Genomic DNA, 17,699 nt, shown 5'->3' on the forward strand with positions numbered 1-17,699 from the left:
TTTCTTGTGTCTCAGATTTTCGTATCGGATTGGTTGGGGGCATCAGCATCTTTCGTCGGGGTCAGCGCGATCGCCTTCCGCGTATCGCTGAGACCGAGGACGAGGATGAGGAGAGCTGGCAGCAGCATGAGCATCGAGGCCAGGTAGCTGAGGATGAGAGCCGGTATGCGCCAGTCCTTGCCGCGCGTGCGGAAATGCAGCGAGGCGAAACCGGAGAGCATGAAGCCGGCACCGAAGGTGCCGATCAAGGTCGCACCGACCAGCGCCGGAACGCCGCCGAAAAAGCAGGCGGCAAGCCCGGCCAGGAAGATGAAGATCGAGTTGCGGTTCATCCGCAGCGACGAGGGAATGTCCTCGCGCGGACGAAGGCCGCGGCCGGACGCGGCAACGATGCGCACGGCGAAATAATAGGCGGCAAACAGCATGCTGACCCACATGCCGCCCTGCAAAGCCGGCAGCATCAGCAGGATTAGCGACTTGGTCTGTGCGGTCGCTGCCGGATCGGGCATGAACTCCGGCTGCTGCTGCTTGACCGAGGTGATCAGCAAGTCGACGATCGGATCGGTGATCTCAGGCCCGTAGCCGATGATCACACCGATGACGATGACGGCGAGCGTCACCAGCCCGCAGAGATGCAGCAGGATATCGGAGAGCGGATACCAGGCAAGCAGATGGTCGGGGCCGCCGAGTTCGGAGGCCGGACGCGCCAGATTGGCGAGATGGCTGAGCCAACCGGCCGGCAGAAGCGTCACCAGCGTCATAATCAGCGCGAAGGACGGCGAGATCAAGATCGCGCCGAGTGCTGCAGCGGTGACGACGGCCGAGACCGCGGCGGCATTGCCCCAGCCGAGCCCGACAATCAGGATCGGCAGCGCCGATGCCGTATAGAGGAGCGCGCTGAAAAACGACGGCTGCATGCTCGCGCCCAGCACCAGCAGGGCGGCGGTCAATCCGGCGAGTGCGCCGATCAGCAGCGTTCTAATGTTCGGTCGTTTCAAGGTCGCTGTCCTGCTTCATCAAGCAGTTAGAGGATGTTGCTGAATCAAATTCAGAAACGTCTCAACATGGGTTTTAAGAGTTCCGATCCGCGCCCATCGCGGAAGGGAGAAGGGAAGGCACGAATGCCTTCCCTCAAAGGTGTTGGCGTCGACCGATTAGGCGACGACGTAGGGAAGCAGGCCGAGGAAACGGGCGCGCTTGATCGCCTGGGCGAGTTCGCGCTGCTTCTTCTGGGAAACGGCCGTGATGCGGGACGGAACGATCTTGCCGCGCTCGGAAATGTAGCGCTGCAGCAGGCGTACGTCCTTGTAGTCGATCCGCGGCGCGTTGGCGCCGGAGAACGGGCAGGTCTTGCGCCGGCGATGGAACGGGCGGCGGACCGGAGCTGAGGAAGTTTCAGACATATCTCAGATCTCCCTTATACACGGTCTTCGCGCGGACGGCGCGGACGGTCGTCACGGTCGCCGAAGCCACCTTCACGCGGCGGGCGCGGGCCGCGGTCGCGATCACCGAAGCCGCCTTCACGCGGGCCACGGCCGCCTTCACGCGGACGGTCGTCACGGTCGCGCTTCTGCATCATGGCAGACGGACCTTCTTCATGCTTCTCGACGGCGATCGTCATGTAGCGAAGAACGTCTTCGCTGATGCGCATCTGACGTTCCATTTCCTGGACGGCAGCAGCCGGTGCATCGATGTCCATCAGGGCGTAGTGCGCCTTGCGGTTCTTCTTGATGCGGTAGGTGAGGGACTTGAGGCCCCAGTTCTCGATACGCCCGACTTTGCCGCCATTCGCTTCGATCACACCCTTGTACTGTTCTACGAGGGCATCGACCTGCTGAGCGGAAATATCCTGCCGGGCAAGGAATACATGTTCATAAAGAGCCATGACAGCTTTGCCTTTCTTGCGTTTGGTTCAACCCGATATTCGGCGGCTAAGCCTCAACGACTGCTCCTGATTGGGCGGACCCAGGCAAGAAAGCGTTTCCGAGACGGTCGAGAGCGGAGACACGGGAGGCTGGAACGCTTCCGTTCCGAACGATTTCCATGAGGAAACCGGCCCTCCGTTCAGCCACCAGCCAGAAGACCGGGTTAACGAACAGGGCGGCTTATACGGATTTTTTGGGCAAAGGCAAGCGCAATCGAACACCCGAACCCGTTGCCGGCCATGGTCGGCATCGGGCCGGCGCAAAACAAATAGGATCAAAGCGTCAGCGGATACTGCCGGTGCACCTTGGCGATTTCCGCCAGGATCTCGTTCGAAAGCGTAATGTCGGCCGCGCCGATATCGATTTTCAACTGCTCCATCGACGTCGCACCGATGATGACCGAGGCCATGAAGGGACGTGACAGACAGAAGGCGAGCGCCATGGCTGCCGGGTCGAGACCGAAGGTTGCCGCGATCTCCAGATAGGCTTTGGTCGCCGGCTCCTGCAGCGGCTGCAGGCGGCCGCCGATATCGTGGTTGATCGAACCGCGCGAACCCTTCGGCCTGCCGCCGTCGATATATTTGCCGGAGAGGATGCCGCCGGCGAGCGGCGAATAGGCGAGCAGCCCGACATCCTCGTGATGCGAGAGCTCGGCGAGATCGAGGTCGAAATGACGGTAGAGCAGATTATATTCGTTCTGGACGCTGGCAACGCGCGGCAGGCTCTTCTGTTCGGAAAGCGTCAGGTATTTCTGTATGCCCCAGGTGGTTTCGTTGGAAAGGCCGATCGCGCGGATCTTGCCCTCCTTCACCAGCGCGCCGAACGTTTCCAGGATGTCGAGCATATTGGCGACGGCCTTGTCGCGATCCTGGTTGAAGGGATTGTAGCTCCAGTTCTGGCGGAAATGGAAATGGCCGCGGTTCGGCCAGTGGATCTGGTAGAGGTCGACGTAATCGGTCTTTAGCCGCGCCAGGCTGGCCTCGAGCGCTAGGCGGATATTTTTCGCATCGGCACCTTCGCCGCCGCGTATATAGTCGCGGCCGCGGCCTGCGACCTTGGTGGCGAGCACGATATCCCCACGCTTGCCGGTCTTCTTGAACCAACTGCCGATATAGTCTTCGGTCCAGCCCTGTGTCGCGGCCGAAACCGGGGTGGTTGGATAAAGCTCGGCCGTATCGAAGAAATTGACGCCCTTGTCGACGGCGTAGTCCATCTGCGCATGCGCATCGGCTTCGCTGTTCTGCGAGCCCCAGGTCATGGTGCCAAGGCAAATCTCTGAAACGGAAATATCGGTGCGGCCTAGTGAATTGTACTTCATGGAAAAACCTTGGGAGAGAGGTGAAAGCCTTGGGGAGGTCCGGGCAAATCTAGGCTGGATTTGGCCGAGCGCAAGAGCAAAAACTGGGCCTTTGCGCCGCTGCGAAAGGCTTTGCGGAGAATGGGCCGCCACTTGACTCTGTCGGAAAGAATGTCAATTGGAGGCAAAACAGCCTTAAGGGGCGCAATCAGGGGCAGGAGCCAGGGACACGAGAATGACCATTGCTTTCACTTTTCCCGGCCAGGGCAGTCAGGTCGTCGGCATGGGCAAGGATCTCGCCGAGAATTTTGCCGAAGCCCGAGCCGTCTTCGAAGAGGTCGATGAGGCGCTCGGTGAAAAGCTTTCGGACGTCATGTTCAACGGTCCCGATGATAGGTTGACATTGACGGCGAACGCCCAGCCGGCGCTGATGGCCGTCTCGATCGCCGTTGTCCGCGTTCTGGAGGCCAAAGGGCTGGATCTGAAGTCGAAGGTCGCTTACGTCGCCGGCCACTCGCTCGGCGAATATTCGGCACTTTGCGCCGCCGGCACCTTTTCGCTCACCGATACCGCGCGGCTGCTGCGCATTCGCGGCAATGCCATGCAGGCGGCTGTTCCTGTCGGCGTCGGCGCCATGGCCGCGATCATCGGCCTCGAACATGCCGACGTCGTTGCCGTCTGCGAGGCAGCCACCGCTGTCGGCGCCTGCCAGATCGCCAACGATAATGGCGGTGGCCAGATCGTCATCTCGGGCGAGAAGGCAGCCGTCGAAAAGGCCGCGGGGCTTGCGACCGATAAGGGCGCCAAGCGTGCCATTCTGCTGCCGGTCTCCGCTCCGTTCCATTCGACACTGATGGCGCCGGCCGCCGACGCCATGCGTGAAGCGCTGGCAACGGTTTCGAAATCCGATCCTATCGTGCCCCTCATTGCAAATGTCCGTGCCGCTCCCGTGACCGGCGCCGACGAGATCGCCAGCCTCCTGGTCGAGCAGGTGACCGGTCAGGTCCGCTGGCGCGAGACGGTGGAGTGGTTCGCTGGAAATGGCGTCACGACGCTTTATGAAGTCGGTTCCGGGAAGGTGCTGACCGGCCTTGCCCGCCGCATCGACAAGACGATCAACGGCATCTCCGTCAACGGTCCGGCGGATATCGACGCGGCCGTCGCCGCCCTCATGGCCTGATTGGTATTTCCAGATATAAGGAACGTTTCCATGCTCGATCTCTCCGGCCGCAAGGCTCTCGTCACAGGCGCATCGGGCGGTATTGGCGAGGAAATCGCCCGCCTTCTTCATAAGCAGGGCGCCATCGTCGGCCTGCACGGCACCCGTGTCGAGAAGCTGGAAGCCCTGGCGGCCGAGCTCGGCGAGCGTGTCAAGATCTTCCCGGCCAACCTCTCCGACCGCGATGAGGTCAAGGCGCTCGGCCAGAAGGCCGAGGCCGACCTTGAAGGCGTCGACATCCTCGTCAACAATGCCGGCATCACCCGCGACGGCCTGTTCGTGCGCATGAGCGACGAGGACTGGGACAGCGTCCTCGAAGTGAACCTGACGGCGACCTTCCGCCTGACGCGCGAATTGACGCATCCGATGATGCGCCGCCGCTATGGCCGCATCATCAACATCACCTCCATCGTCGGCGTCACCGGCAATCCGGGCCAGGCCAATTACTGCGCCTCCAAGGCCGGTATGATCGGCTTCACCAAGTCCCTGGCGCAGGAAATTGCCACCCGCAACGTGACGGTCAACTGCGTCGCGCCGGGCTTCATCGAGAGCGCCATGACCGGCAAGCTGAACGACAAGCAGAAGGAAGCGATCATGGGAGCGATCCCGATGAAGCGCATGGGCACGGGCGGCGAGGTCGCTTCGGCGGTTGCTTACCTCGCGTCCTCCGAGGCTGCCTATATGACCGGCCAGACACTGCACGTAAACGGCGGCATGGCGATGATCTGAAACGACAAACCGCTGGCATGGGAATATTTCCGCCAATAGCATGTTGAGCAATCACGAACCGTTGATTTTCTGGCTTTGCGGCAGACTTAAAGCATGTTAAGCGGGCCATGACTGTGAACAGTCGTCCCGAGAAAGCAGACGGACCGGCGGGCTTTTTGCAAGCCTGGAACATCTCTGAAGCCGGGTAAACGAGTTTGCCGAGGATGTCTGAAAACATCGCAGGCTGAAACAGGGTAGGGGTGCCGCAACGGCATTCCGATCAGGACATAAGGTCGAGGAAACCGACATGAGCGATATCGCAGAACGCGTAAAGAAAATTGTTATTGATCATCTTGGCGTCGATGCCGACAAGGTCGTCGAGAGCGCCAGCTTTATCGACGATCTGGGCGCCGACTCGCTCGACACGGTCGAACTTGTCATGGCTTTCGAAGAAGAATTCGGCGTTGAAATTCCTGACGACGCTGCCGACTCGATCCTGACGGTTGGCGATGCCGTGAAGTTCATTGAGAAGGCCCAGGCCTGATCCTGTGAAATTGAGAAAGGGCGGGCCTGGAGTCCGCCCTTTTCTTTTCGGCATATTTCTCCATAGAACATAAGAGACGGGGGAAAGCACGCGATGAGACGTGTCGTCATCACCGGTACCGGCATGGTATCACCCTTGGGATGCGGAACAGAGGTGACGTGGTCGCGGCTGCTTGCCGGCCAGAACGGCGCCCGCCTCGTCACCGAATTCGAGGTCGATGACCTTCCCGCCAAGATCGCCTGCCGTATCCCTGTCGGTGACGGCACTGACGGCACCTTCAATGTCGATCAGTGGATGGAGCCGAAGGAGCAACGCAAGGTCGATCCCTTCATCATCTACGGCATGGCCGCCGCCGACATGGCGCTCGCCGATGCCGGCTGGCATCCCGAAACCGATGAGGACCAGATCGCCACCGGTGTGCTGATCGGCTCCGGCATCGGCGGCATCGAAGGCATTGTCGAGGCGGGTTATACCCTGCGCGACAAAGGCCCGCGCCGCATATCACCCTTCTTCATTCCTGGCCGCCTGATCAACCTCGTCTCCGGCCAGGTCTCGATCCGCCACAAGCTGCGCGGACCCAATCATTCGGTCGTCACCGCCTGCTCGACGGGTGCGCATGCGATCGGCGATGCCGCGCGGATGATCGCGCTCGGCGACGCCGACGTCATGGTCGCCGGCGGCACGGAATCCCCGGTCAGCCGCATTTCGCTGGCAGGTTTTGCCGCCTGCAAGGCGCTGTCGACCCAGCACAATGACGACCCGAAAAAAGCGTCGCGTCCTTATGACCGCGACCGCGACGGCTTCGTCATGGGCGAGGGCGCCGGCATTGTCGTGATCGAAGAACTGGAGCACGCCAAGGCGCGGGGCGCCAGGATCTATGCCGAAGTCGTCGGCTACGGCCTGTCGGGCGATGCTTATCACATCACCGCACCCTCCGAAGACGGCGAGGGTGCTGGCCGCTGCATGGCGATGGCGCTGAAGCGCGCCGGGCTGACGCCGGCCGATATCGATTATATCAACGCCCATGGTACCTCGACCATGGCCGATACGATCGAACTCGGCGCCGTCGAGCGGCTGGTCGGCAATGCGGCGTCGAAGATCTCCATGTCCTCGACCAAGTCGGCGACAGGACATCTTCTCGGTGCTGCCGGCGCCATCGAGGCAATCTTCACCACGCTCGCCATCCGCGACAATATCGCGCCGCCGACGCTCAACCTTGACAATCCCGAACGTGAGACGGCGATCGATCTTGTTCCGCACAAGGCTCGTGAGCGAGACATCAATGTGGCGCTGTCCAACTCGTTCGGATTCGGCGGCACGAACGCGTCTCTCGTGCTGCGCCGTTACGCGCAATAAAAGCCCTGTGCGGTGTAGCGGGTCTCCCTTACATCGCAAACCGGCCGTGCCCTACCTTGCGTAGGAGGGCGTGCGAAAGCATAACGACCGGCAACGGCGTCGTTGAACGGCGGCAGAACCTGCTTTTGCCGCATTGCTTCGCGAAATAGCGAAGTGAGGGTCAAGTTTTAGAGGATTGCCGGTGAGCGATACGACGAACCAGAGCAACGATACCCAGGCGCAGAAGGGACCGATCATCCCGAAGTCGCCGAGCGAAGCCCTACGTCCTGAGCGCGTTCCGGAGCCGCCGAAGCGGTCCAAGAAAGCCCGCGGCCAGATCGTTCTTTTCCTGAATTTCATCATGACGATGGCGGTTCTGGTCTGCGTCGTTGCGGTCATCGGCTTCTACTACGCCACATCGACCTATCGGAACCCCGGTCCGCTGCAGACCAACACCAATTTCATCGTCCGCAACGGCGCTGGGCTGGCCGAAATCGCCTCGAACCTCGAGCGCAACGCGATCATCAGCGATGCCCGCATCTTCCGCTATCTCACGGCAACGCATCTGTCTGCCGGTGAAAGCCTGAAGGCGGGTGAATACGAGATCAAGGCGAGGGCCTCCATGAGCGATATCATGGAGCTTCTGAAATCGGGCAAGTCCATTCTCTATTCCGTTTCCTTCCCCGAGGGTCTGACGGTCCGCCAGATGTTCGACCGCATGCTGCAGGATACCGTGCTGGAAGGCGACTTGCCGGCCGCATTGCCGACCGAGGGCAGCCTGCGTCCGGATACCTACAAATTCTCGCGCGGCACCAAACGCTCGGAAGTCATCGACCAGATGGCGGCTGCGCAGCAGAAACTCGTCGATCAGATCTGGGACAAGCGCGATTCCTCGCTGCCGCTGCGATCCAAGGAGGAATTCGTGACACTCGCCTCGATCGTCGAAAAGGAAACTGGCGTTCCCGACGAGCGTGCGCATGTCGCCTCCGTTTTTTTGAACCGGCTCGGCAAGGGCATGCGCCTGCAGTCTGATCCGACGATCATTTACGGCCTCTTCGGCGGCGAAGGCAAACCGGCCGACCGGCCGATCTACCAGTCGGATCTGAAGCGGGACACACCTTACAACACCTATGTCATCAAGGGTCTGCCGCCGACGCCGATCGCCAATCCCGGCAAGGATGCGCTGGAAGCCGTCGCCAATCCCTGGAAGACGCAGGACCTCTATTTCGTCGCCGACGGCTCCGGTGGCCATGTTTTCGCCGCCACGCTCGAGGAGCACAATGCCAACGTCAAGCGCTGGCGCAAGCTCGAAGCCGACAAGGGCTCGGATCCGAACATCGCAGTCGACGGCCAGCCGGAAGAGCAGCCGGCGGATAGTGGCGCGACCGTCGCGCCGCAGAAGAAAAAGAAGATCAACTGAGACTTTCGGGAGACTCGCATGGCTTTGCAGTCCATGACTGGTTTTGCGCGGCGCGAGGGAACGAGCGGCCGCTGGCGCTGGGCATGGGAACTGCGCTCGGTCAACGGCAAGGGCCTCGACCTGCGCCTGCGTCTGCCGCCCGGGCTTGAACGCATGGAGGCGGACGTCCGCCGCCTCGCCGGCGAAAGCTTCAGCCGCGGCAACCTGCAGGCATCGCTGTCTGTGACGGCCGACGAGAACCGCTTCGAGGCGGTGCTGAACAAGCAAGCGCTCGCGGCCGTGCTGGCCATGCGCGAGCAACTGGACGGCGTCATCGATCCGTCGCCGCTGAAGCTCGATACGCTGCTTCTGGTGCGCGGCATCGTCGAATTCCGCGAAAGTGAGGATGGCGAGGAGGCGCTTGCCGCCCGCGACGCAGATATTGCTGCCGGCATGCTGGCCGCGCTTGCCGATCTGAGAGTAATGCGCGAACAGGAAGGGGCAGCGCTCGCCCGTATTCTTCATGACCATGTCACGATGATCGAAGGCCTGACACGGACGATCGAGCTTGATCCCTCGCGCTCGCCGCAGGAGATTGCTGCGCGGCTTGCCGCGCAGGTCGCCTTGTTGATGGACGGCATGGCCGCACTTGACCGCGACAGGCTGCATGCCGAAGCCGCACTGTTGGCAACCAAGGCGGATTTGCGCGAGGAAATCGATCGTCTGAAGGCTCATATCGCTGCAGCGCGCGATCTTCTGGTGAAAGGTGGCCCTGCCGGGCGTCGCCTGGACTTCCTTGCACAGGAATTTAACCGCGAATCGAATACCATTTGCTCGAAGTCGAATGCTTCGGCAGTTACCGCTGCGGGCATCGAGTTGAAAGTCGTGATCGACCAGTTCCGCGAGCAGGTCCAGAATTTGGAGTAAGACATGAAACCGGCGAAATCCTCGCCCGTGCAGATCGCCCGCCGCGGTCTGATGCTTGTGATATCGTCGCCGTCGGGCGCCGGCAAATCCACCATCGCGCGCACGCTTCTGGAGACAGACAGGCAAATCGGCCTTTCCGTCAGCGTCACCACGCGCCAGCGCCGCCCAAGCGAGGTCGAGGCTGTGCATTACCACTTCAAGAGTGTACGCGAGTTCGAGCGGCTGCGCGATAGCGACGCGTTGCTCGAATGGGCCGAGGTGCACGGCAATTTCTACGGCACGCCGCGTGAGCCAGTCGAGCAGGCCATGGCGGAAGGTCGCGATATGCTCTTCGATATCGACTGGCAGGGTGCCCAGCAATTGCAGGAGAAGATGTCGGCCGACGTCGTGTCGATCTTCGTGCTGCCGCCGACCATGACCGAGCTGCAGTCGCGGCTGCACCGCCGCGCAGAGGATTCCGAAGAGGTCATCCAGACGCGCCTCGCCAACAGCCGTGCCGAGATCGCCCACTGGCGCGAATACGACTACGTCATCATCAATGATGACCTCAACGCTGCCTTCGACGCTGTCCAGTCGATCGTCAAGGCCGAACGCCTGCGCCGCGATCGCCGCCATGGCATGTTCGACTTTGTCCGCGAACTCTTGGAAGAGACGCCGTCGCTTTAAAACGCGATACCGGAACGTGTGCGGTTTCGGATGACGTCATCCTGGATCTAACCCGGAAAGGCTCTAAAGGCTGTTCGCCAACAGGCAGAATTCCTCGACGGAAAGGGTCTCAGCCCGTCGCGCCGGGTCAATCCCGGCCTTGACGAGCAGGCTCTCGCCGCCGAGCGGTTTCAGGCTTTGGCGCAGCATCTTGCGACGCTGGCCGAAAGCGGCCTGCGTCACTTTTTCCAGATTGGCGACAGCGCAGGGGATGGGGTTTTCGCGGGGGACCAGATGCACGACCGTCGACGTCACTTTCGGCGGCGGTGTGAAGGCTTGTGGCGGCACGTCGAACGCCATGCGTGCCTCCGTTCGCCAACCGCAGAGCACGCCGAGACGGCCGTAATTGTCGTCGTCTTCGTTGGCGACGATGCGTTCGCCGACCTCCTTCTGAAACATCAGCGTCAGCGACTGCCAGAACGGCGGCCAGGCTTTCGGCAGCAACCAGTTGACCAAGAGCTGCGTGCCGACATTGTAGGGGAGGTTGGCAATGATCTTGATCGGGCCTTCCGGCGCCAATGTCTCGAAATCCGTCTTCAACGCATCGCCTTCGATCACTTCCAACCTGCCGGGATAATGATCGGCGATCTCGGCCAGCGCCGGCAGGCAGCGTGTATCCCGCTCGATGGCAATAACCTTCCTGGCGCCGAGCGCCAGGATCGCGCGCGTCAGTCCGCCGGGGCCGGGGCCGACCTCGAAAACGGTCGCGTCATCGAGTGCCCCCGCTGTGCGGGCGATTTTCTGGGTGAGGTTGAGGTCGAGCAGGAAATTCTGCCCGAGCGCCTTGCGCGCATCAAGGCCGTGACGCTGGATGACGTCACGAAGCGGCGGCAGGCCATCGAGTGCTGCCATCAGCGGCGGCTTTCCGCACTGCGCCCGAGCTGGGCGGCGAGCTTCAGCGCCGCAACGAGGCTCTGTTCGCGCGCCAGTCCCTTGCCGGCGATGCCGAAAGCGGTGCCGTGATCCGGCGAGGTGCGTACGAAGGGAAGCCCAAGCGTCACGTTGACGCTGTCGTCGAAACCGAGTGCCTTGGCTGGGATCAATGCCTGATCATGATACATGCAGACGGCAACGTCGTATCGCGCCCGCGCCTCGTCATGAAACATCGTGTCGGCGGGCAGGGGACCGATCGCATCGACGCCCTCGTCGCGCAGGCGCTCGATCGCCGGACGGATGACGTCTTCGTCCTCCTTGCCGATCGCCCCGCCTTCACCCGCATGCGGGTTGAGACCGGCAACTGCAAGCCGCGGCGCCTCGATGCCGAAGCGATGCCTCAGGTCTTCATGAGCGATCCGGCAGGTTTCCATGATCAGTTCGCCCGTCAGCGCCTGCGGCACATCCCGGACCGGAATGTGGATGGTGACGGGAATGGCCCTGAGTTTCGGTCCGGACAGCATCATGACAGGTGTCACCGGCCGGCCGGTCGCCCTGGCGGCGAGATCGGCGAGAAATTCGGTATGGCCGGGAAACCGGAAACCCGCCTCGTAGAGTACGGCCTTGGCGATCGGGTTGGTAACGACCGCGAGCGCCTCGCCGTTGATGACAAGCGACACGGCTTTTTCGATCGCCGTGATCGTACCTTTCGCCGTTGCCGCATGCGGCTCGCCAGCCACGACCTCGATGCCGGCCGGTATAGTCATGACCGGCAGTGCGTCAGCAAACATACCGGCAGCCTCGCTGGCGCTATCGGTCTCGCGGATCGACACCGCCAGATTAAGCTCCCGGGCTCTCAGCGCCAAGACATCGGGATCGCCGATCAGGAAGAAAGGCGGCAGCCCGAGTTCACGCCGCCGGAGCCAGGCCATCAGAGTAATGTCCGGCCCGATGCCGGCGGGGTCGCCCTGGCTTAGCGCAAGCGGTCGAGAAAACGGTATCGCCATTGTCGGTCAGCGATAGGCGATCTGCGCCTTTTTGCGCAGTTCATCCAGGTATTTCTTGCTGTTTTCGTTTTCCGGGCTGGCGTCCTTGCCGCCCTTGGACTTATCGAGATCTTCCTGGCGGAAGACCATTTCGGCTGCCTGGTCGTCGGAGACCTGCCGCTGGCTGCAGATTGCCAGATATTCGACACCCTTGTCGGTAACGCGGGTCCCTGTCGTGTTGCCCTTGGTCTGCTCGACCAGCGGCTTCCAATCCGGCGGGATTTCGGGGGCGAGCATGCGGCCGAGATCGCGCACCGAAACGTCGCGCATCGTCGCAGCAAACACCTTTGCCTGATCGCAGCCCGGAAATTTGGAGCGCGACGCCTCGGCCTCGCCCTTGCGCTTGCCGGTGATGGCCCCGCGCTTGGCTTGCGGAATGACGAAGATGATCTGCTGCAGCATATATTCCGTCGTCACCGGCTTCTGCTTGTTGTTTTGCATCATGCGCGAGACGAGATCATAGTTCGACAGCCGCGAGGTCGAGCCGTAGCGGGCGTTGACGACACGCGGCCAGCTCATCTGCACGGCGATGAAACCCTTGAAATGGTCGACGCCGACGCCGGCGCGATCGAGGATCTGCGACATCTGCTCGGGGGAAAGCTTATTGCCGCTCGAAAAGCGCGCGAAAGACGCATCGACGTCCTGCTGCGACACCGACATATGGACGCGGGAGACTTCCTGCCGCTTGAGCGCCTCGTCGATCAATTGCTCCTCGGCGGTCTTGGCGTCGGCCTTCGTATGCTGCAGGCGCAGGAAGGCTTGGCGCTTGGCGACATCGCCGCTGGTGATGGCGGTGCCGTTGACCACGGCCTTGACTTCACTGACCGCGAGCGCTGGTCCGGCAAGGCCTGTCAGCAACGCAAGCGCTGCCCCGGCGAGGAACTTGGTTATGGCTTTTTTCGCGTCAATCATCTGTTGACCTCCCGATAGCGTCGCGAGCCGTTGTTCGCGGCGTTCTTACCACAGTACGAGACACGCAGAAATCGCTTCCCTCACGGCGCGAAACCCCTATGCCTCAGATACCGACTGGCGGCAATGTCCTGCACAGGCTTACGGCGAAAGAATGGCTTCAGGCCCTGTTTGCGCCGATCGCCCGTCATTCGAGGGTGTCGGAACCGATCTTGATGTCGCCGAGCGTGCGGAAGGTCAGCCGTGCGCCGATCGTCCAGTCGCTTCCCGACTCGTCTTCGGAATCTCTGCTGTCCGTATAGGCGATCGTGAAGATCGTGCATTCGTCGTCATAAGAGAGGCCGATCGTCCGCCGGCTGATCACATCATTGTTCAGATCCCAGGCAATGCCGCCGAAGATCGACCAGTAATCCTTGAATTTGACGCTGCTGTTGGTCTGGATCTCGTCATTGTCCTCGGCAAAGCCATATGCCGGCTGGGCGCTGAGATGGGTGTAGGTCAACTGCGTCGCGAAGGTGTCGTTCTGGTAGGCCGTCGTCAGATCGCCGCGGCGGAATTCGAAATCTTTTTCGTCGAGCCGGTAGGAGGCTGCGACGGAAACGCCGTACGGTGTCTCGACGCCGCCAAGGCCGACATAATCGGAGCGGTCGGTTTCAAGGCCTGAATCCGCACCGACATTGACGAGGTCATCGGTCGCAAACGAGTTCTGGCCGGCGATCTGATAGGATTGGCCGAAGATGCCATGCAGCTTGTAGCCGCTGTCGAATGAACCGGTGTACTGGATGCCGAGATTGGCGCGGGTCCCGCCTTCGACGCGGTCGTAGCCCGAGAACTTGTCGCGGTCGAACAGCGAGGTGGCGTCGAAGACGAAGCTCTGCGCATCCTCATTCGGCAGGCGGCCTGCCAACTGCTCGTCGGGGCGGGCATAGATCTGTGCGATCGGCTCGAGGATATGGGTGCTATTGTCAGTCGTCATCAGGATCGGATAACGCATCTCCAGCCCGGCGGTGAACATCGAGCGGGTGGCAGAATTGCCGTCGTCGTAGTTGCCGGCGTAACCTGTGGGGTCGTCCATGTTCAGCGCGAAGGCATCGCCGCGCGCGGCCAGCAGTGGCGTGATCACCAGGCCGGTCGGCGTGACATAAGTGCGCTTCCACTGCAGCTCGGCAGTCAGCCGCGAGGTTTGTCCCTTCAGGCCGCGGAAGCGGTCGAAGCCGTCGACGGTATAGAAGTCGTCATGGGTGCGCGAAATATTCGTCAGGTTGACATCAGCCGAAAGCTCGCCGCCTGCAAGCGGTTGCGGCGCCACGTAATGATAGTCAAGCGACGGATAGACGATCGCCTGCTGTTTTTCGGCTGTGTTCGTCCGGTCGGCATCCTGGACGTCGAAATAGAACGCCCGCATGTCGAAATAATTACGTTTCCCAAGTCCCGTCAAATAAATCTGATTGGTCCGATCCGTACTGGCCAGGCCCCGCAGCTTATACGTTTTCGAGAAATTGTTGTCGCTCTGCATCATGACATCCCAGCCGAACGTCCAGCGCGGATTGATGCGGAATTCGGCCTTCGATGCCACCATGCCACGCTGGCCGGCTTCGGCATCGCTGGTGCCGGAGCTGAAGTTGCCCGGCTTTGCCTGGTCGATGCCGGCGACGCGCAGAATATGCGTGCCATTTTCGAAGCGTTGGCGAAATTCGCCTTCGATGAGGAAGCCCTGGGCGGTGTAGCCCGTGGCGGTGACCGTCGCATCCATGCTCGGCGAGATCACATAGTAATAAGGAACGGAAAGACCGAAGCCGAGATTCTGCGACAGGCTCATCGTCGGAAACAGAAAGCCGGACTTGCGTTTCACCGTATTGTCGGGAACTTCGATGAACGGCAGGAAGGCGATCGGATGGCCGAGCAACTCGAAGCGCGCTCTCTCCAGACGGATCGTATGCGTCTCTCCATTCTGGATCACCCGCTGGGCCTTGACCTGCCAGAAAGGGGCGCGCTTCGGATCTTCGGCGCAGGGAAGGCAGGCCGTGTAGACGCCCTTGTTGAGAATCATCTTGGTGCCGCCGACGCGCTCGCCGGTTTCGGCGGCAATACGCGTATTGTCGGCGGTTTCGATCCGCAGCGAGTTTATGAACCCGTCGGCGAAATTGTCCGTCACGTCAAGGTTGTCGGCATAGATACGGTTGCCGTCGGGACTGACCAGCTCGATATTGCCGATCGCCATCATCCGGCCGGTCTTCTGATTGTACTCGACCTTCTGCGCGACCATCTTGTAGCCGGCATAATTGATCTGCACGCCACCGACCGCCGACACCAGATCGGCGTCACGGTTATAGACCAGTTCATTGGCCGAAAGCAGAAGCTTGGCCCCTTCGGGAATCTTCTTCTCTATATTTTGTTCGGGCGCGCTGGCCTGGCCGAAAGAGGCCGGGGCGCTGCCGAAATAGGAACATAAAGCCGCGCCGACAAGCAGGGCAACCAACTGTTTACTAAAATACTTGCGGTCGCCTGCCGCCACTAGCCGTCCTCCTGATGAAGCAGAATAGTCGCACCCAAGGCCAGCGCGACGACCACCGGTATCCACGTCGCCACGAAGGGGGGCACGACTCCACTGCTTCCGAATGCCTTTACAAGCACGGTGATGACATAAAGCATGAAGCCCGAAAGGATGCCACCCAGAATCACGGAGCGGGATTGGTTGAACCGGCTAAATTTTAGGGACACTGTTGCAGCAATAAAAGTCATGGCTACCAGCAGCAATGGCTGGGACAACAAGGAGTTGAATTGAGTCTCCAATGCCTTGGTCGAGATGCCGAAGGATTTGGCCGCCGCGATCCGATTGGAAAGGTCAAAGAAACCAATCGTTTCCGGCGCTGTCAGCCGCTCCTGGACGAAGTCTTGTTTCAGATTGGTGCGAAGTTGAACCGAAGCTTTGCGCACGGGGATTTCGCCAGGCTTGCGCTCGACAACATTGTTAAGTTGCCAGTAACCATCTTCCAATTTTGCCGTCGCGGCGTCCTGTCTCAGAATGACCTGACCACTTGAATCGAAATGGATCAGCACGGCGTCGATCAGCTTGGTTCCGTTCTCCTGGACCGTATGCGCGCCGATGATGACATCGTCGCGGCCGCTGATCTGGCGCAGCCACGGAATCTGCGGCGCCTTGCGCAAAACCGCGTTCTCGCCGCGCCAGTCGGATTCGACCAGCAGCGCCTGGCGCTGTCCCCAGGCGGCAAGCGGGTTCAACGCCGCCATCGTCAACAGGCCGAGCGCCAGCGAGCCGGCGATGAAGGGGAACATGAACTGCCAGACCGAAATGCCGGCTGCGCGCGTGACGACGAGTTCATATTTGCGGTTGAGCCCGATCAGCACCGTCATGCCGACGAAGAGAGCGATGAACGGCACTGTCTGCTGCAGGATGAGCGGCAGGCGCACCGCAGTCATCAGGACGCCGCCGCCGATCGTGTAGCCGGGAAGGCCGGACATGCGGCCCGCCGTCTCGCTGAAATCGAGGAGGAAGGAAATCGCCGAGACGCCGATCAGGAACCAGCCCGTCGTCACCAGGTAGCGGCGAAAGAAATAACGCGACAATGTCCCGAACATCATTGGGCAGCGCCCCCGCCGGTCCTGCCGGTCACGGCAAGCAGCCTTTCCTGCATCCCTCTCCAGAAGGACGAAATCCGGTCCCGAATGAACGAAGGCATGACCAGTCGCTTATGCAGGCCGAGGAAGGCGATCGAGACGACGCTGCTGACGATCGGAATGGCGTAGAGGACGGCGATATATTCAGGGTCGGTGTCGATCTGATTGGCCGCGTAGAAGGCCGCCCACCGCATCGCGAAGGCATAGGCAAGCGCGCTGACCATCGGATGCAGCCGCGCTTCGCGGTGTGAGCGCGCATCGCCGGCGATCGCCAGTGAAAACAGCGCAAAGACGACGGGCAGGATCCAGTCCGTCAGCCGGCGGTGCAGTTCGGCGCGGTAGCTCTGCGGCCGGATCGTATAGTCCTTGTCGGCCGGATCTGGATTGAACAGGAACCACAGGTCACGGTCGCTGGCGCGCAGCGTCGCCTGACCGCGATTCTCCGTCATGTCCGAAAGGTCGAAGGAATAGGAATCGAAGTTGATGACCGAGACGTTGCCATCGGGCGTTTTGCGGTGCACTTCGCCCTCATGCATGATCAGCGTCGTGCCGGTATCGTCGACGGCGCCTTCCTTTGCATAATAGATCAGTTCGTAGGCCGGATCGCGCTCGTCGGCGACGAAAAGGCCTTTCAGCATGCGGCCGGCCATCCGCTTCGAGATCTGCACGTAAAGGCCTTCATCAAGCTTGCGGAAGGTCTTTTCCTCGATCACCGAAGAGAGAAGGTCAGCATAGGTCTCGGCGATCATCTGCCGCACGACGGTCTTTGCGCGCGGCTCGACGACGTTGTCGACGAAGAAGGAAAGGGCACTGATGACGGCGGCAAGCAGCAGGATCGGTCGGATCAGCACGCTTCGCCGCGCCCCGGCCGCGTCGATGACGGTGAGCTCGGAATCGTTGTTCATCGTTGTCAGTGTCTGGGTGATCGCGATAACGAGGGCGAAGGGCAGCACGACGGGAATGATCGACGGCAGGATCATCGTTGCCAGCTTGGCGAACGAGCCGATCGACTGGCCGCTGTCGGTGACCAGATTGATGCGCTGCAAAACCTGTGTCGTCCAAATGATCGCCAGAACGGGCAGGAGCGCCACGAGAAACATCTGGCCGACGCGCCGCAATATGTATGTCTCGAGTAGTTTCATGCCTGCCCTTGAAAGCACCTACACGCCCAAA

Annotated in this window: 17 protein-coding genes; 7 read left to right on the plus strand and 10 right to left on the minus strand. The window is 61.1% G+C overall.

The window, feature by feature from the left end; all coding sequences use genetic code 11:
* Positions 1-11: 11 nt before the first annotated feature.
* The 4 genes from N2A41_RS06580 to N2A41_RS06595 all read right to left on the minus strand — a co-directional run bounded on the left by N2A41_RS06580 (position 12) and on the right by N2A41_RS06595 (position 3,243).
* Complete coding sequence (locus N2A41_RS06580) at positions 12-998, minus strand: DUF2232 domain-containing protein (protein WP_017963712.1); 987 nt, start codon at positions 996-998, stop codon at positions 12-14.
* A gap of 156 nt (positions 999-1,154) precedes the next feature.
* Positions 1,155-1,403, minus strand: coding sequence for a 30S ribosomal protein S18 (rpsR, locus tag N2A41_RS06585; RefSeq protein WP_003547038.1), 249 nt, complete (start codon positions 1,401-1,403; stop codon positions 1,155-1,157).
* A gap of 14 nt (positions 1,404-1,417) precedes the next feature.
* Complete coding sequence (gene rpsF, locus N2A41_RS06590) at positions 1,418-1,885, minus strand: 30S ribosomal protein S6 (protein ID WP_003547040.1); 468 nt, start codon at positions 1,883-1,885, stop codon at positions 1,418-1,420.
* Between the two features lie 314 nt (positions 1,886-2,199).
* A complete protein-coding gene (locus N2A41_RS06595; protein ID WP_260110558.1) occupies positions 2,200-3,243 on the minus strand; it encodes an aldo/keto reductase in 1,044 nt (347 codons plus the stop codon).
* A gap of 214 nt (positions 3,244-3,457) precedes the next feature.
* On the opposite strand from N2A41_RS06595, the gene fabD reads away from it, so the two are divergent.
* The 7 genes from fabD to gmk all read left to right on the plus strand — a co-directional run bounded on the left by fabD (position 3,458) and on the right by gmk (position 10,020).
* Entirely contained in the window at positions 3,458-4,402 is a 945-nt protein-coding gene (gene fabD / locus N2A41_RS06600; RefSeq protein WP_162118494.1) for an ACP S-malonyltransferase, read from the plus strand.
* A 30-nt stretch (positions 4,403-4,432) separates the two neighbouring features.
* A complete protein-coding gene (fabG, locus tag N2A41_RS06605) occupies positions 4,433-5,170 on the plus strand; it encodes a 3-oxoacyl-[acyl-carrier-protein] reductase (protein WP_017963715.1) in 738 nt (245 codons plus the stop codon).
* A gap of 286 nt (positions 5,171-5,456) precedes the next feature.
* Positions 5,457-5,693, plus strand: coding sequence for an acyl carrier protein (locus N2A41_RS06610; RefSeq protein WP_003547058.1), 237 nt, complete (start codon positions 5,457-5,459; stop codon positions 5,691-5,693).
* 93 nt (positions 5,694-5,786) lie between these two features.
* The gene (gene fabF, locus N2A41_RS06615) at positions 5,787-7,049 is read left to right on the plus strand and encodes a beta-ketoacyl-ACP synthase II (RefSeq protein ID WP_222384698.1); all 1,263 of its coding nucleotides are present in this window, start codon (positions 5,787-5,789) and stop codon (positions 7,047-7,049) included.
* A 181-nt stretch (positions 7,050-7,230) separates the two neighbouring features.
* The gene (gene mltG / locus N2A41_RS06620; protein WP_260110559.1) at positions 7,231-8,448 is read left to right on the plus strand and encodes an endolytic transglycosylase MltG; all 1,218 of its coding nucleotides are present in this window, start codon (positions 7,231-7,233) and stop codon (positions 8,446-8,448) included.
* 18 nt (positions 8,449-8,466) lie between these two features.
* Positions 8,467-9,354: a YicC/YloC family endoribonuclease gene (locus tag N2A41_RS06625; protein ID WP_260110560.1), complete on the plus strand. Its 888-nt coding sequence runs from the start codon at positions 8,467-8,469 to the stop codon at positions 9,352-9,354.
* Between the two features lie 3 nt (positions 9,355-9,357).
* On the plus strand, positions 9,358-10,020 hold the full coding sequence (gmk, locus tag N2A41_RS06630) for a guanylate kinase (RefSeq protein WP_017963719.1): 663 nt from the start codon (positions 9,358-9,360) through the stop codon (positions 10,018-10,020).
* 63 nt (positions 10,021-10,083) lie between these two features.
* Here gmk and rsmA read toward each other — a convergent pair whose 3' ends face one another.
* From rsmA to lptF, 6 genes are all read right to left on the minus strand, one after another.
* Complete coding sequence (gene rsmA / locus N2A41_RS06635) at positions 10,084-10,911, minus strand: 16S rRNA (adenine(1518)-N(6)/adenine(1519)-N(6))-dimethyltransferase RsmA (protein ID WP_222384701.1); 828 nt, start codon at positions 10,909-10,911, stop codon at positions 10,084-10,086.
* Complete coding sequence (pdxA, locus tag N2A41_RS06640) at positions 10,911-11,939, minus strand: 4-hydroxythreonine-4-phosphate dehydrogenase PdxA (protein WP_170280063.1); 1,029 nt, start codon at positions 11,937-11,939, stop codon at positions 10,911-10,913. Before pdxA ends, rsmA begins: the two co-directional genes overlap by 1 nt.
* 6 nt (positions 11,940-11,945) lie before the next feature.
* Positions 11,946-12,890, minus strand: a complete 945-nt coding sequence (locus tag N2A41_RS06645) for a peptidylprolyl isomerase (RefSeq protein ID WP_017963722.1) — start codon at positions 12,888-12,890, stop codon at positions 11,946-11,948.
* Positions 12,891-13,074: 184 nt separating this feature from the next.
* On the minus strand, positions 13,075-15,402 hold the full coding sequence (locus tag N2A41_RS06650) for an LPS-assembly protein LptD (protein ID WP_222384702.1): 2,328 nt from the start codon (positions 15,400-15,402) through the stop codon (positions 13,075-13,077).
* Positions 15,402-16,490, minus strand: coding sequence for an LPS export ABC transporter permease LptG (gene lptG / locus N2A41_RS06655; RefSeq protein ID WP_017963724.1), 1,089 nt, complete (start codon positions 16,488-16,490; stop codon positions 15,402-15,404). The genes N2A41_RS06650 and lptG overlap by 1 nt, the downstream gene beginning before the upstream one ends.
* Positions 16,487-17,668, minus strand: a complete 1,182-nt coding sequence (lptF, locus tag N2A41_RS06660; RefSeq protein WP_017963725.1) for an LPS export ABC transporter permease LptF — start codon at positions 17,666-17,668, stop codon at positions 16,487-16,489. Before lptF ends, lptG begins: the two co-directional genes overlap by 4 nt.
* Positions 17,669-17,699 lie beyond the last annotated feature (31 nt).

The organism is Rhizobium sp. SRDI969 (genome assembly GCF_025152725.1).
GTDB lineage: Bacteria > Pseudomonadota > Alphaproteobacteria > Rhizobiales > Rhizobiaceae > Rhizobium > Rhizobium leguminosarum_I.

Excerpts from the sequence above, each read along its gene's own strand:
- rpsF (WP_003547040.1), bottom strand. The coding sequence starts at position 1,885 with ATGGCTCTTTATGAACATGTATTCCTTGCCCGGCAGGATATTTCCGCT.
- fabG (WP_017963715.1), top strand. The coding sequence starts at position 4,433 with ATGCTCGATCTCTCCGGCCGCAAGGCTCTCGTCACAGGCGCATCGGGC.
- lptG (WP_017963724.1), bottom strand. The coding sequence starts at position 16,490 with ATGATGTTCGGGACATTGTCGCGTTATTTCTTTCGCCGCTACCTGGTG.
- N2A41_RS06645 (WP_017963722.1), bottom strand. The coding sequence starts at position 12,890 with ATGATTGACGCGAAAAAAGCCATAACCAAGTTCCTCGCCGGGGCAGCG.
- N2A41_RS06610 (WP_003547058.1), top strand. The coding sequence starts at position 5,457 with ATGAGCGATATCGCAGAACGCGTAAAGAAAATTGTTATTGATCATCTT.
- fabD (WP_162118494.1), top strand. The coding sequence starts at position 3,458 with ATGACCATTGCTTTCACTTTTCCCGGCCAGGGCAGTCAGGTCGTCGGC.
- pdxA (WP_170280063.1), bottom strand. The coding sequence starts at position 11,939 with ATGGCGATACCGTTTTCTCGACCGCTTGCGCTAAGCCAGGGCGACCCC.
- rsmA (WP_222384701.1), bottom strand. The coding sequence starts at position 10,911 with ATGGCAGCACTCGATGGCCTGCCGCCGCTTCGTGACGTCATCCAGCGT.
- rpsR (WP_003547038.1), bottom strand. The coding sequence starts at position 1,403 with ATGTCTGAAACTTCCTCAGCTCCGGTCCGCCGCCCGTTCCATCGCCGG.
- lptF (WP_017963725.1), bottom strand. The coding sequence starts at position 17,668 with ATGAAACTACTCGAGACATACATATTGCGGCGCGTCGGCCAGATGTTT.
- gmk (WP_017963719.1), top strand. The coding sequence starts at position 9,358 with ATGAAACCGGCGAAATCCTCGCCCGTGCAGATCGCCCGCCGCGGTCTG.
- N2A41_RS06595 (WP_260110558.1), bottom strand. The coding sequence starts at position 3,243 with ATGAAGTACAATTCACTAGGCCGCACCGATATTTCCGTTTCAGAGATT.
- fabF (WP_222384698.1), top strand. The coding sequence starts at position 5,787 with ATGAGACGTGTCGTCATCACCGGTACCGGCATGGTATCACCCTTGGGA.
- N2A41_RS06625 (WP_260110560.1), top strand. The coding sequence starts at position 8,467 with ATGGCTTTGCAGTCCATGACTGGTTTTGCGCGGCGCGAGGGAACGAGC.